Consider the following 14,193-nt stretch of genomic DNA (forward strand, 5'->3'; position numbering starts at 1 on the left):
GATCGAATGATTAGGAGCGTCCGCGCGCTGGTTCGCTGTCGCCGGCGTCCGAGCGCTGCCGCAGCCGCAGCCGCGACACGCGTTGCCAGTCGCCGCTGCGTTCGGCTTCCGCCATCGAACGCTCGACATAGGTCATGTGCTCCATCGCCGCCTGGCGGGCGCCGGCCGGGTCGCCGGCCTTGACCGCGGTGTGGATCGCCCGGTGCTGCGCCAGCAGCGCCTCGCGCGCGCCGGGCACGGTGAACACCAGCAACCGGTTCTGGAACACGCCTTCCGACAAGAGCCGGTAGCAGGAGCGCAGCGTGTGCAAGAGCAGGATGTTGTGCGCGCATTCGCAGATCGCGTGATGGAATTCGACGTCGATCTCGGCCTCGTCGTCGAAATTGCCGGTGCGATGCGCCTCGTCCATGCGCGCCATGATGCGGTCGAGCAGGGCGATGTCTTCCGGTGTGGCGCGCCGCGCCGCGTATTCGGCCGCTATGCCTTCCATTTCGCGGCGATACTCCAGATAGTCGGCGACCGCCTTGCGATGCGTCGAGATCAGATCCGCCACCGGCTTGCTGAACAGCTGGCCGATAATGTCGGCGACATGCGTGCCGCCGCCGGCCTTGGTCGTCAGCAGCCCGCGTCCTTCGAGCGCCTTCAGCGCATCGCGCAGGATCGGCCGCGACACATCGAACTGGCGCGCCAGTTCGCGCTCGCCCGGCAGCCGGTCGCCGGTGCGCAGCACGCCTTCGAGGATGAGGCTTTCGATCTGCTGCACCACCTCGTCGGCGGTGCGCGAATGCTCGATCCTGGAGAAAATGTCGCTCAAGGGAAGCGCCTGGGGAACGGAATGAATGTCGCGCAGATTAAAGCCACTGTCGCCAACTGGTCAAATTATTTATCCAATTCGTCTCGACCCGTCGATTTCCGCGCCGCGCCGGCATATCGCCCGGCGCTAAACTTTGCTGTTTACCTCCCTTGCCGATTGCCGCAAGACGGCGCGATTGCACGAAGGGTCGAAACCAGGGGGACCAGACGTGTCGGACGAGCCGTCCAATCTTGAATTCCAGCCGCGCAGCCAAGGCAGCGTCATGGGCTTTCCGGCGCACGAAGGCCGGCCCGGCGCGCTCGGCGAGGTTCACGCCCGCCCGCATCCGCTGGTCGAGAAGCCGCGCGTCCTCGTCCAGCTCTCCTTCATGACCGAAGGCGGCTCCGCGGTCGACCATGCCGTGCTTTCGGAACTGTCGCGCCGTCTTGGCATCGCCGCCCCCGAGCGGCATGCCCGCCACCACGCCATGAAATGGGGCAAGGGCACGCTACGCTGGGAGCGGCATACGGAGTTCTCGACCTATCTTTGGGAAGGGCCGCTTGCCGAGAACGGCCGGGGGCAGGAGGATTCGCCCTTCGGCAACGGCTTTTCGCCGCCGGGAACCGTCATCTCGGGCATCCGGCTCGAGATCCGCAAATGGACCCAGACGAGCGAGAGGCAGGTCGCCGGTTTCGACCCGACCAGCCTCTGTTACTCGCTGGTCGAGCGCGGCAGCGCGGCCATCGTCACCGACTTCCGCCAGGACGGCGACGGCATGACCCGCATGCTGGTGCTCGACCGGGGTCTGACGCCGGCCAGCACCGGCGCGCTGTCGCAGCGGCTGATCGACATCGAGACCTACCGCACGCTTGCCATGCTCGGCCTGCCGCTGGCGCTCACCTTGTCCGGCCGCGCCCGCCGCATCGAGGACCGCCTGGCGCAGACGACACTGGAAATGAAGGTCGCCGAAACCCGCGACAACCAGACGCTGCTCGCCGGCCTGACCGAACTCGCCGCCGAGCTGGAGGCGGACGCCGCTTCCAGCCTTTACCGCTTCGGCGCCAGCCGCGCCTATGACGGCATCGTCACGGAAAGGTTGGAGGCGCTGGATGAGGAGCCTGTGCAGGGCTACGACACCTGGGCGGGCTTTCTGCTGCGGCGCATGGCGCCAGCCATGCGAACCTGCCGCTCGGTCGAGGAACGCCAAGCCAACCTGTCACGCAAGCTGACCCGTGCCACCACGCTGCTGCGGACCTGGGTCGACGTCGAGGTCGAGAAGCAGAATCGCGACCTGCTCGCCTCGATGAACAACCGCGCCCGCTTGCAACTGCGCCTGCAGCAGACCGTCGAAGGGCTCTCGGTCGCCGCCGTCTCCTATTACGTTGTCGGCCTCATCGGCTATGTCGCCAAGGGGGCGTCGGTCTTTGGCCACGCCTTCGCGCCGGAGGTCGTCACCGCGGCGTCCGTGCCGGTTGCCATCCTGCTGGTCTGGTGGGGCGTGCGCAGGGTGCGACGGATGCATTCCGAGCCGGCCAGACATCCGGGTGAATAGTCCGCGGCATGCTTCGGGCGCGACAGATGCGCAGCGGCAGATTGCCGCTGCGGAAGCTTTGCCTGCGTCCGCCGCACCGACGCCACCAAAGCAAAGGTTTGCAACAAATGCCGCCAGCTGGTAAATCATTTTTACCAGTTGAGTGGAGGAAGCGCCGATGTCCGGCCTTGCCATGCCCAAGCCAGACGCCGAGACGCTGCGCCGGCGTAGCGAAATCGTCGCCGACATGCGCATCATCGTGCCGGGCGAGGGGGTTGTCGACGCCGCCAACGCCATGCGCGCCTTCGAGAGCGATGGCCTGACCGCCTACCGCCAACTGCCGCTGGTCGTGGTGCTGCCCGAGACGGTCGCGCAGGTTTCGCGGGTGCTGAAATACTGCAACGACCGCAACATCCGTGTCGTGCCGCGCGGATCCGGCACCTCGCTGTCGGGCGGCGCGTTGCCGCTGGAGGACGCGGTGCTGCTCGTCATGAGCCGGTTCAACCGCATCCTCGAGATCGATTTTCCCAACCGCATCGTCGTTGCCCAGCCCGGCGTCACCAATCTCGGCATCACCACAGCGGTCGAGCAGGAGGGCTTTTACTACGCCCCCGATCCGTCCTCCCAGATCGCCTGCTCGATCGGCGGCAATGTGGCGGAGAATTCCGGCGGCGTGCACTGCCTGAAATACGGCCTCACCGCCAACAATGTGCTGGGCATCGAGATGGTGCTGATGAATGGCGAGGTGGTGCGGCTCGGTGGCAGCCACCTCGACGCGGAAGGCTACGACCTGCTCGGCGTGATGACCGGTTCGGAAGGCCTGCTTGGCGTCGTCACCGAGGTCACGGTGCGCATCCTCAAGAAGCCGGAGACGGCGCGCGCCTTGCTGATCGGCTTTCCGACCAGCGAGCAGGGCGGCCAGTGCGTCGCCGACATCATCGGCGCCGGCATTATTCCGGGCGGCATGGAAATGATGGACCGGCCGGCGATCCACGCTGCCGAGGATTTCGTCCATGCCGGCTATCCCCTCGATGTCGAGGCGCTGCTGATCGTCGAGCTCGATGGCCCCGGTGTCGAGGTCGATCATCTCATCACCGCGGTCGAGGCGATCGCTATTCGCAACGGCTCGACCACGTGCCGCATCTCGCAGTCCGAGCAGGAGCGGCTGAGTTTTTGGGCCGGCCGCAAGGCGGCCTTCCCCGCCGTCGGCCGCATCTCGCCCGACTATTACTGCATGGATGGCACCATTCCACGCAAGGAACTGCCGCGCGTGCTGGCCGGCATGCGCGAGCTGTCGGAAAAATACGGTCTCGGCGTCGCCAACGTCTTTCACGCCGGCGACGGCAATCTGCATCCGCTGATCCTCTACGATGCCAACGTGCCGGGTGAACTCGACAAGGCCGAAAGCTTCGGCGCCGATATTTTGCGGCTTTGCGTCAAGGTCGGTGGCGTGCTCACCGGCGAGCATGGTGTTGGGGTCGAAAAGCGCGACCTGATGCCGGAAATGTTCAATCAGGTCGATCTCGACCAGCAGATGCGCGTCAAATGCGCCTTCGACCCCAACCATCTGCTCAACCCCGGAAAGGTGTTCCCGCAACTGCGCCGCTGCGCCGAGCTAGGGCGCATGCATGTGCATCGGGGGCAGGTGGCGTTTCCGGACATTCCGAGGTTTTGAGTTGCATGTTGGTGCTTGAACGCCCCCCTCTGTCCTGCCGGACATCTCCCCCGCAAGGGGGGAGATTGGCCGCTTCAATGTCGCGCCCGCTGCCCAACGTAGGTAGTTGGCGAAGGGGGCTATCGGAGTCGATCTCCCCCCTTGCGGGGGAGATGTCCGGCAGGACAGAGGGGGGTGTGAAGGAACTCGACGTCTCTGCACTTGCAAGTGGCATGTCACGCCTATGACCACCTTCACACCCGCCACTCCAGCCGAAGTCCTCTCCACCGTTGCCTGGGCGGCGGCGGAAGAAACGCCCTTGGAAATCCTCGGCCACGGTTCCAAGCGCGGCATCGGCCGTCCGTTGCAGACCGAGCACACGCTCGACCTGTCGAAACTCTCCGGCGTGACCCTCTACGAGCCGGCCGAACTGGTGCTGTCGGCCAAATCAGGCACGCCGCTGGCCGATATCGAGAAGCTGTTGGCGCAAAACAGCCAGCAACTGGCGTTCGAGCCGATGGACTACGGCCCGTTGCTCGGTGGCGAGCCGGGCAAAGGCACCATCGGCGGTGTACTTGGCGCGAACCTGTCCGGCCCACGTCGGCTGAAGGCGGGCGCCGCGCGCGACCATATCCTGGGTATCAACGTCGTCTCCGGCCGGGGCGAGGCCTTCAAGTCCGGCGGCCGCGTGGTCAAGAACGTCACCGGCTACGATCTCTCCAAGCTGATGGCCAACAGCTGGGGCACGCTGGCCGTCTTCACCGAGGTCACCTTCAAGGTGCTGCCGGCCGCCGAGACTGAGGTGACGCTCGCCGTCCGTGGGCTGCTCGACGATGCCGCGGCAAGTGCCATGGCCCTGGCGCTCGGCTCCAGCGCCGAAGTATCGAGCGCGGCCCATCTGCCGGAGCGGATCGCCGCGCGCGTCGCCGGTGGAAGTCTTGGCAGTGAAGCCGCCACGCTGCTGCGCGTCGAAGGCTTTGGCCCGTCCGTTGCGTACCGCATCGCGGCGCTGAAGGCACTGCTCGGCAGGGCGGGGCCGCTGGAGGAGATTTCCGGTGAGGCCTCGAAGGCGATCTGGCGCGACGTGCGCGATTGCAAGCCATTCGCCGATGGCAGCGAGAAACCGGTCTGGCGCGTGTCGATGACGCCCGCGCAGGGACACCAGATGGTCCTGACGCTGCGCATGCAGGCTGCCGTAAGCGCGTTCTACGACTGGCAGGGCGGGCTGGTGTGGCTGCGCATGGAGGAAGGCGATCCCGAAGCCGGCCTCCTGCGCGGGCTGTTGCGCAAACATGGCGGCGGCCACGCGACGCTGGTGCGCGCCGCGCCGGCCCATCGCGCCGCGCTGCCGGTGTTCGAGCCCCAGGCGCCGGCGCTGGCGGCGCTGAGCCAGCGGCTGAAACAGGAATTCGACCCCAAGAACATCCTCAATCCCGGCCGCATGGCCTAGAGCAATTCCAGGAAAAGTGTGAAACGGTTTTTCGTCCGGAATTGCGTCTAAACAGAGCGTCAGAGATGCAGACCAATTTTTCGCCCGAGCAGCTTGCCGATCCAGATGTCGCCGAGTCCGAAAAGATCCTGCGCAAATGCGTGCATTGCGGCTTCTGCACCGCCACCTGCCCGACCTATGTGACGCTTGGCAACGAGCTCGATTCACCGCGCGGGCGCATCTACCTGATCAAGGACATGCTGGAGAACGGCCGTCCCGCCGACAAGGAAATCGTCACCCATATCGACCGTTGCCTGTCGTGCCTCGCCTGCATGACCACCTGCCCGTCGGGCGTCAACTACATGCATCTGGTCGACCATGCCCGTGCCCATATCCAAGAGACGTACAAGCGCCCGCTGCTCGATCGGCTGATCCGCGCCATGCTGGCCTTCGTGCTGCCCTATCCCCGGCGTTTCCGCGCCGCGCTCAAACTGGCGAAGCTGGGCAAGCCATTCATAGGCCTGTTCGAGAAGATCCCGGCGCTGAAGCCGCTCGGCGCCATGCTCAAGCTCGCGCCGGCATCCATTCCGGCGGCCTCGCCGATGGCCTTGCCGGGCGTCCATGCCGGACAGGGAGCAAAAAGAGGACGCGTCGCGATCCTCACCGGCTGCGCCCAATCGGTGCTCGATCCCGGCATAAACGACACCACCATTTCGTTGCTGACCCGGCTCGGCATCGAGGTCGTGGTGCCGCCGGGCGAGGGCTGCTGCGGGGCGCTGGTCCATCATATGGGGCGGGAAGAAGCCGCCCTTGCCTCGGCCAGGCAAAATGTCGATGCCTGGACCCGCGCCGTCGATGAGGGCGGGCTCGACGCCATCATCGTCACCGCGTCGGGCTGCGGCACGACGATCAAGGATTACGGCTTCATGCTGCGCCTCGATCCGGCCTATGCCGACAAGGCCGCGCGCGTGTCGGCGCTGGCCAAGGACGTCACCGAGTATCTCGCCGCCATCGACCTGCCGGAACCAATGCGCAAGCCGGGCACGATCGTCGCCTATCACTCGGCCTGCTCGATGCAGCACGGCCAGAAGATTACCCGCCAGCCGAAGGAACTGCTCGCCAAGGCCGGTTTCATCGTGCGCGAGCCGCGCGAGGGCCACCTCTGCTGCGGTTCGGCCGGCACCTACAACATCCTGCAATCGGAGATCTCGGCCAGGCTGCGTGACCGCAAGGTGAAGAACATCGAGGCGACGGGCGCATCGATCGTCGCCACCGGCAATATCGGCTGCATCACGCAGATCGCCTCCGCCGCCAGCATGCCGGTGGTGCACACGATCAAATTGCTCGACTGGGCCTATGGCGGCCCAAGACCGGACGGCGTTGCGGAAGACGGCCTGATCGCGGCGGAGTAGGGCGTCCGTTCCGGCGCTATTCCGCCGCCAGCCTGTCCGCCGTGCCGTAGGTCGCCTCGTAGAGCGCGCGCTGGCGGCTGAGCGCGACCATCGTGTTGCGCAGCAGGATCGCCACCGTGATGGGGCCGACGCCGCCCGGCACAGGTGTGATCCAGGAGGCAACCTCGCGCACGCTTTCGGTGTCGACGTCGCCGACAATGCGGCCCGCCCCGTCTGGTCCGATCTCCGAATTGATGCCGATATCGATGACGGCCGCACCCGGCTTGACCATGTCGGCCTTGATCAGCCTGGGCTTGCCGACGGCGACGAACAGCGCGTCGGCACGCCGTGCATGGGCGGCGACCGAGCGCGTCATGTGGTGGCAGACCGTGACCGTCGCGCCTTCGCTCATCAGCAGGAACGCGATCGGCTTGCCGACGATCTCTGAATGGCCGACGATGACCACTTCCAGCCCCTTGAGGTCGAGGCCGGTTTCCTTGAGCAACTCGACCGAGGCAGCGGCCGTGCAGGGCGCCAGATCGAGCTGGTTGTAGACGATGTTGCCGATCGAGGCCGGGTGCATGCCCTCGACATCCTTCAGCGGATGTACGGCCGCCTGCAGCGTCTTGATCGGGATATGCGCCGGAACCGGCCGCTGGATGATGATGCCGGTGACACGCGGATCGGCGTTCAACCCATGGATCGCCGCTTCGAGTTCGCCGGAGGTGATGGTGGCGGGAAAGCGCCGTTCCTCGAAATCGATGCCGGCGAGCTGGGCCTTGGCACGCTGGTTGCGCACATAGACATCGACCGCGTCGGTATCGCCGACGGTGATCGACATCAGCTTGGGCGGAAAACCCTCGGCTTTGGCAATGGCCGCATCCTCGCGCACGGCGGCGATGATGCGCTGGGCAACCGGGCCGCCCTTGAGATAGCGGCTGTCGTCGGACAGGGACATGGAGGGACTCTTTTCGTTCGTTGACGCCGACATAGCAAAAGAACGTCGAAAATGTCAGCACGAAAGCGAACGGCGATACCTCCTGCGCGACGCAACGACGCGGGCCACATCCGACACCAGCCAAAAAGAGAGGGCCGCGCGGTTTCCCGCGCGCCCCTTCCTGACCGACCGCATCCCCATACGGCCCGTCCCCCGTTATCCCTGTACTGGCCTCGAAAAGCGAAGTGCTTTGCCGGCCAGTGATTCGCGTAAGCTATTATATCACCTCGACCGTGGTTCCGACATTGACCCGCTCATAAAGGTCGACCACGTCCTCGTTGCGCATGCGTATGCAACCCGACGACACCGCACCGCCGATCGTCCAGGGCTGGTTGGTGCCGTGGATGCGGTACTCCGTCGTGCCGAGATAGAGCGCACGCGCGCCGAGCGGGTTTTCCATGCCGCCGGCCAGATAGGTCGGCAGATAGCGGCCCTTGGCCGCCTCGCGCTTGATCATCTCGGCTGGCGGACGCCAATCCGGCCAGACGCGCTTGTTGGTGATCTTGTGCGTGCCCGACCATTCGAAGCCGGGCTTGCCGGTGCCGACGCCGTAACGCCGCGCCTTGCCGTTCTTCTCGACCAGATAGAGGAAGTTCTGCGTGGTATCGATGACGATGGTGCCTGGCTTCTGGCCGCCGTCATAAGCGACTTCCTGCGGCAGGTAGACCGGGTTGATCTGCGGCCGCATGACCGTGCGCTTGGCCGGCGCCGGCACGCCCGCCGTCTGCACGCGGTCGGGCTGCGCGGTGCGCTGGCGCGGCTGCTGTTGCACGGCCTGCCGGTTCTGCCGCACGATGCCGGGCGCTTGGCCAAGCTGCAGCACCCAGGGCGCGGAAAGGTCGGGGCTCACCATCACCGGCGGCCTGTCGGCATAGCGGTCATTGGCAAGGGAGGGCATGGTACTCGCGGCAAGCACTGCCGCGCTGAACAACGGAAGCAGGAATTTCATCGGGAACGCACCTTGATCGCCTGACACGCCGGGCAAGAACGCTCCCGGTTTTCGCGATCATTGGCGGCGAGCAGCAACCGAAACATGAATCGGAATGCGTAAAATGCGGTTCTGTCGGTAAACCTTTTGGTGTGGTTACCGCCGGGTTCAGGAATCTGGTAAAGCCACGGTAAAAGCGGCGCGCAAGCGCGTTAACGGATGGATTTCTTGAGATGAGCAATGAAAATACCGGCCTGCTTGCCGGTCCCGACGGTGTCGTGCGCTGCTTCTGGCATGGCAATCTGCCGGACTATCTGCACTACCACGACCATGAATGGGGCCGGCCGGTGGCCGACGACCGCAGGCTGTTCGAAAAGATCTGCCTGGAAGGATTTCAGTCGGGGCTGTCGTGGCTGACCATTCTGCGCAAGCGGGAGAATTTTCGCGAGGCCTTCGCCGGCTTCGACTTCGACAAGGTCGCCGCCTTCACCGACAAGGATGTCGAGCGCCTGCTCGGCAATGCCGGCATCATTCGCCATCGCGGCAAGATCGTCTCGACCATCAACAATGCCAAACGCGCCCGCGAGATGGTCGACGAGTTCGGCTCGCTGGCCGCCTGGTTCTGGAAGTTCGAACCCGGCAAGGAGGAGCGGCCGCAAACCGTCGACCTCGCCCATCTGCGCGCCAACCCGACCACCGCGGTCTCGGTCAGGATTTCGAAGGAGCTGAAGAAGCGCGGCTGGACCTTCGTCGGCCCGACCACCGTCTACGCCTTCATGCAAGCCATGGGCCTGGTCAACGACCATCTCGAAGGCTGCGTGTGCCGCAAGGAGATCGAGAAGGAGCGGCAGGCTTTCAAGCGGCCGAAATAGCCACTTTTGCCTTCTCCCCGTTCACGGGGAGAAGGTGGCCAGAAGGGCCGGATGAGGGGCGGGGCGAACCTCCGAATGCTCGCGCTGCCCTCACTTCTCGAACCGTCCCTCGTGCCCGCTGCCGTTGATGTCCCACACCAGGCTGCGGCCGGAAATGGTCAGCACAAGGCCGCTGAAACCGCTGTCGTCGGGCGTATGATGGGTCGATGCCGCGCTGCGTCCGGCGGGAATGACCTCGACCGTCGAGCCCTTCTTCACCCAACAGCCCTTGCCGTACTGGTCGTTGGCGCCATAGGCGAGCATGAATTCGAAGCTGCCGTCTTTCCTGAGCAGCAGTTCGGAGCCGACCTCCATGACGCCGCGCAGATAGTAATGCCCGGCAAGGCCCGCGTCGCCGGGCTTGCAGCCGGCGGCGCTGGCCGGATTGGCCGCTCCAAGAAGAAGTGCGCAGCCAAGCGCGTATGCGTAGCTCAGGCGCATGCTCAATCCCCAATCAAGAATGAAATCGCTTCCGTGAGGCGGGTGCTTTCAGGTGCCGTTGGCGCCGGCCAGGAACAGCCCGGCGACGATTGCCGCCACGGTGGCTACCGTCGGATAGATCACCAGCAGGCCGGTCACCAGGGCGTCGCGCAGGGAAGGCTCCTTGCTTGTGCCGGCCGTCACATCGAACGGCCCGGCCGTCTGGCCAACCATTTTCGGTGCATGACTGCTCGCCGGACGCAGGCGTGCCGGCAGTTCACCGGCGTCGCTGTTGGCATGGAATTCCGTAGCGCTGCTCATGTCCCGAACCCCTTCGTTTCGGTGCGCTATATCGGCCGCGATTGTGTCGGCACGATGCCGCGCTCATGGCGGCATTGTTTCATTCTTGGTGCGGTTTTGTTTCAGGGGGGTTCGATTCTTCGTGAACTCATCAGGCGCGCTGGGGGGCGCCAACCCTTGCCGCTCCCGGCTTCATCGGTTAGGAAACGCGCGCTGCGGAACAGGAACTTCCTGTTTATGCGGCGCCACGAAACACCGGGTGCTCATCTCATGGCCGACAAATCGGAAAAGACGAAAGCGCGGCTGCCGCGCGGATTTGCCGACCGCGGCGCCGAGGACATCCGTGCCGTCGAGAAGATGATGGCGACGATCCGCTCGGTCTACGAGCTTTACGGCTTCGAGCCGGCCGACCAGCCGCTGATCGAATACACCGATGCGCTGGGCAAATTCCTGCCCGACCAGGACCGGCCGAACGAAGGCGTATTCTCCTTCCAGGACGACGACGACCAGTGGCTGTCGCTGCGCTACGACCTGACGGCGCCCACCGCGCGTTTCGTCGCCGAGAATTTCGAACGCCTGCCCAAGCCATACCGCAGCTACCGGTCCGGCTGGGTGTTCCGCAATGAGAAGCCCGGCCCCGGCCGCTTCCGCCAATTCATGCAGTTCGACGCCGACACGATCGGCACGCCGGGCGTCGCCGCCGATGCCGAGATGGCGATGATGATGGCCGACGTCATGGAAGCGCTCGGCATCAAGCGCGGCGACTACGTCATCCGCGTCAACAACCGCAAGGTGTTGGACGGCGTGCTGGAAGCGATCGGTCTAGGTGGCGACGGGAATGCCGGCCGCCGGCTGACGGTGCTGCGCGCCATCGACAAGCTGGACAAGCTTGGTCCGGAAGGTGTCCGGCTTCTGCTTGGCCCGGGGCGCTGGGACGGCGGCAAAGAAGGCGAAGGCGACTTCGCCAAGGGCGCCGGGCTGGACGATACGCAAGCCGAGGCCGTTCTTCTGGCGACGGCGCGCAATGCGCAGGCCGGCCAGGACGCCAGTGTCAGCGGCAACGCGACCTACCAGGAAGGCGTTGGCGAACTCGCGACGATCGAAGCCCTGGTCAGGGCCGCCGGATACGCCGAGGACCGCGTCGCCATGGACCGTTCCGTCGTGCGCGGCCTGGAATATTACACTGGCCCGGTCTTCGAGGCCGAACTGCTGGCCGAAATCCCCAATGAGGACGGCCAGATCGTACGCTTCGGTTCGGTCGGCGGTGGCGGCCGTTATGACGGTCTGGTCTCGCGCTTCCGCGGCGAGCCGGTGCCGGCGACCGGTTTTTCGATCGGTGTTTCCAGGCTGATGACGGCGCTGAAGAATCTCGGCAAGCTCGACAGCGCCGACGTCATCGCGCCGGTCGTCGTGCTGGTCATGGACAAGGACACGGAAAGCCTTGGCCGCTACCAGAAGATGGTCTCGCAATTGCGCGCCGCCGGCATCCGCTCCGAAATGTATCTCGGCGGCGCCGGCATGAAGGCGCAGCTCAAATATGCCGACCGGCGCGGCTGTCCGGTCGCCATCATCCAGGGCGGCGACGAGCGCGCCAAGGGCGAGCTGCAGATCAAGGACCTGATCGAAGGCGCGCGCATGTCCGCCGAAATCACCGACAATGCCGAATGGCGCGCCGCACGCCCGGCGCAGGTGACGGTGGCGGAAGGTGAGCTGGTTGCCGAAGTGAGGAAGATCCTGGCGGCGCAGGCTGCCGATCGTGTGAAGGGTGGCGCTTGAACACCCCCCTCTGTCCTGCCGGACATCTCCCCCGCAAGGGGGGAGATTGGCAGTTTCAAGTGCGGAGCCCTTTCTGCAACGACGGTGGTTGGCGAAGGCGTGCGCGACATCCGATCTCCCCCTTTGCGGGGGAGATGTCCGGCAGGACAGAGGGGGGTGCCTCGCGCCCATCCTGTCCATGACCTCCCGCTACCCCGCCATATCAGCCGACATCACCAGCCTCTTCGCCACCCGCGACACCCACGCCGTGGAAGTCGCCGTGCTGCAGCCGGCCGATCCGTTCCTCGACATGGCCGGCGAGGATCTGCGCCGGCGCATTTTCCTTACCGAAAGCGAGACCGGACAGACACTCTGCCTGCGCCCCGAATTCACCATTCCGGTTTGCCTCGATCATATCGCCAGCCAGGCCGGCACGCCGCGCCGCTACTCCTATCTTGGCGAAGTGTTCCGCCAGCGCCGCGAGGGCGGCAACGAGTTTTTCCAGGCCGGCATCGAGGATCTCGGCGATCGCGACACGGCTGAAGCCGATGCCCGCTCGGTGGCCGACGCGCATGCGCTGCTGTCGCTCGTCCTGCCCGGTCAGCCGCTGTCGGTCACGCTCGGCGACCAGGGTATCTTCGAGGCGGTGCTGGCGGCACTCGGCCTGCCGCGCGGATGGCGCATGCGGCTGGCCCGTGCCTTCGGCTCGGCGCCGATGCTGGAGGCGGCACTCGCCGATCTCGCCAACCCGCCGCGCAACGGGCAACTCTCCGGCGATGTCGCGGCGCTTGTGCTCGACGGTGATCTCGAAGGTCTGTCAGCTCATATTGCCGGCGGCATGGAGGAGGCTGGCCTGTCGGCATCGGCCGGGCGCGCGCCATCGGACATTGCACGGCGATTGATTGAGAAGGCCGAATTGCGCAGCGTGCGGCTGTCGAACGAGGCCTTCGCGGCGCTGAAGGGTTTTCTGGCCATCGACGTGCCGCTGGATAGCGCTACGCGGGCGCTGGAGTCTTTCGCCGCAGGCGCCGGACTTTCATTGGGTGCGGCGCTGGAAAAATTCGCGGCCCGCGCCAAGGCGATCGAGGCGCATGGCTTGCCCTCGGGAAAAATCCGCTACGACGCGGCCTTCGGCCGTCCGCTCGATTATTACACCGGTGTGGTCTTTGAAATCGCTGCCAGGGATGGCGAGCGTCCCCTTGCCGGTGGTGGGCGCTACGACAGGTTGCTGACGCTGCTTGGCGCCAAGACCGCGATACCCGGTGTCGGCTTCTCCGTGTGGCTCGACCGCATCGAGGCGTTGCGGGAGACGGCACTATGATCACGCTGGCGATCCCGTCGAAAGGCCGGCTGAAGGAGCAGGCGCTGGAGCTTCTGGCCAGGGCCGGCCTCGCCGTCGGCCTGCCCGGCGACGAGCGCAAGTATCACGCCCGCGTCGCGGGCATGGACAATGTCGAAGTGGTCTTCCTGTCGGCCTCCGAAATATCGGGCGAAATAGGGCAGGGCGCGGTCGATCTCGGCATCACCGGCGAGGATCTGGTGCGGGAAAATCTCGCCGAATGGGAAGCGCGGGCCGAAATCGTCGCCCGTCTCGGCTTCGGCCATGCCGATGTCGTGGTCGCGGTGCCCGAGATCTGGCTCGATGTCGACACCATGGCCGATCTCGATGACGTCGCCGCCGATTTCCGCCAGCGCCATGGCCGGCGGCTCAGGATCGCCACCAAATACTGGCGGCTGACGCAGCAGTTCTTTTCGCAGAAGCACGGCATCCAGGTCTACCGCATCGTCGAGAGCCTCGGCGCCACCGAGGGCGCGCCGGCGGCAGGGCTTGCCGACGTTATCGTCGACATCACTTCGTCGGGCTCGACGCTGCGCGCCAACCATCTCAAGGTGCTGGGCGATGGCGTCGTGCTGCAGTCGCAGGCCTGCCTGGTGGCCTCGAGGAAAGATCGTTCCGCTGCCGACGAGGTCGTCTTGCGCGATATAGCCGCGAAAATGGCGGCGGCGGTCGGATAGTCCGGTTTCCCTCGCGGGGAGGGACGCCTCGACCATCGGCGGGATTTCCACCGTCCCGGCAGGCTGAT

13 protein-coding genes are annotated in these 14,193 nt (G+C 65.5%); 8 read left to right on the forward strand and 5 right to left on the reverse strand.

What is annotated here, in order from left to right:
- Positions 1 to 10: 10 nt before the first annotated feature.
- Positions 11 to 814, reverse strand: a complete 804-nt coding sequence (locus tag LB569_RS02890; protein WP_224690976.1) for an FCD domain-containing protein — start codon at positions 812 to 814, stop codon at positions 11 to 13.
- 208 nt (positions 815 to 1,022) lie between these two features.
- On the opposite strand from LB569_RS02890, the gene LB569_RS02895 reads away from it, so the two are divergent.
- The 4 genes from LB569_RS02895 (at position 1,023) to glcF (ending at position 6,819) form a co-directional block, all read left to right on the forward strand.
- Positions 1,023 to 2,345, forward strand: a complete 1,323-nt coding sequence (locus LB569_RS02895; protein WP_140709242.1) for a DUF3422 family protein — start codon at positions 1,023 to 1,025, stop codon at positions 2,343 to 2,345.
- A gap of 157 nt (positions 2,346 to 2,502) precedes the next feature.
- Positions 2,503 to 3,999: an FAD-linked oxidase C-terminal domain-containing protein gene (locus tag LB569_RS02900; protein WP_224690977.1), complete on the forward strand. Its 1,497-nt coding sequence runs from the start codon at positions 2,503 to 2,505 to the stop codon at positions 3,997 to 3,999.
- 223 nt (positions 4,000 to 4,222) lie between these two features.
- Complete coding sequence (locus LB569_RS02905; protein WP_224690978.1) at positions 4,223 to 5,428, forward strand: FAD-binding protein; 1,206 nt, start codon at positions 4,223 to 4,225, stop codon at positions 5,426 to 5,428.
- A gap of 65 nt (positions 5,429 to 5,493) precedes the next feature.
- Entirely contained in the window at positions 5,494 to 6,819 is a 1,326-nt protein-coding gene (gene glcF, locus LB569_RS02910) for a glycolate oxidase subunit GlcF (RefSeq protein WP_224690979.1), read from the forward strand.
- Positions 6,820 to 6,835: 16 nt separating this feature from the next.
- Here glcF and LB569_RS02915 read toward each other — a convergent pair whose 3' ends face one another.
- Both LB569_RS02915 and LB569_RS02920 read right to left on the reverse strand, forming a co-directional pair.
- Entirely contained in the window at positions 6,836 to 7,756 is a 921-nt protein-coding gene (locus LB569_RS02915; protein WP_224690980.1) for a bifunctional 5,10-methylenetetrahydrofolate dehydrogenase/5,10-methenyltetrahydrofolate cyclohydrolase, read from the reverse strand.
- Between the two features lie 256 nt (positions 7,757 to 8,012).
- The gene (locus LB569_RS02920) at positions 8,013 to 8,744 is read right to left on the reverse strand and encodes a L,D-transpeptidase (protein WP_140709232.1); all 732 of its coding nucleotides are present in this window, start codon (positions 8,742 to 8,744) and stop codon (positions 8,013 to 8,015) included.
- A 212-nt stretch (positions 8,745 to 8,956) separates the two neighbouring features.
- On the opposite strand from LB569_RS02920, the gene LB569_RS02925 reads away from it, so the two are divergent.
- Positions 8,957 to 9,595 carry a DNA-3-methyladenine glycosylase I gene (locus LB569_RS02925; protein ID WP_224690981.1) on the forward strand — a complete coding sequence of 213 codons (639 nt, stop codon included), beginning with the start codon at positions 8,957 to 8,959 and terminating at the stop codon, positions 9,593 to 9,595.
- 90 nt (positions 9,596 to 9,685) lie between these two features.
- Here LB569_RS02925 and LB569_RS02930 read toward each other — a convergent pair whose 3' ends face one another.
- Positions 9,686 to 10,075 carry a hypothetical protein gene (locus LB569_RS02930; protein ID WP_224690982.1) on the reverse strand — a complete coding sequence of 130 codons (390 nt, stop codon included), beginning with the start codon at positions 10,073 to 10,075 and terminating at the stop codon, positions 9,686 to 9,688.
- A 48-nt stretch (positions 10,076 to 10,123) separates the two neighbouring features.
- On the reverse strand, positions 10,124 to 10,375 hold the full coding sequence (locus LB569_RS02935; RefSeq protein ID WP_224690983.1) for a hypothetical protein: 252 nt from the start codon (positions 10,373 to 10,375) through the stop codon (positions 10,124 to 10,126).
- A 249-nt stretch (positions 10,376 to 10,624) separates the two neighbouring features.
- Between LB569_RS02935 and hisS the strand changes: the two genes are divergently transcribed.
- From hisS to hisG, 3 genes are all read left to right on the forward strand, one after another.
- A complete protein-coding gene (gene hisS / locus LB569_RS02940) occupies positions 10,625 to 12,130 on the forward strand; it encodes a histidine--tRNA ligase (RefSeq protein WP_224690984.1) in 1,506 nt (501 codons plus the stop codon).
- A 178-nt stretch (positions 12,131 to 12,308) separates the two neighbouring features.
- Positions 12,309 to 13,430, forward strand: a complete 1,122-nt coding sequence (locus LB569_RS02945; protein ID WP_224690985.1) for an ATP phosphoribosyltransferase regulatory subunit — start codon at positions 12,309 to 12,311, stop codon at positions 13,428 to 13,430.
- Entirely contained in the window at positions 13,427 to 14,125 is a 699-nt protein-coding gene (gene hisG / locus LB569_RS02950) for an ATP phosphoribosyltransferase (RefSeq protein WP_224690986.1), read from the forward strand. Before LB569_RS02945 ends, hisG begins: the two co-directional genes overlap by 4 nt.
- Positions 14,126 to 14,193 lie beyond the last annotated feature (68 nt).

This window comes from Mesorhizobium sp. BH1-1-4 (genome assembly GCF_020165665.1).
Taxonomy (GTDB): Bacteria; Pseudomonadota; Alphaproteobacteria; order Rhizobiales; family Rhizobiaceae; genus Mesorhizobium.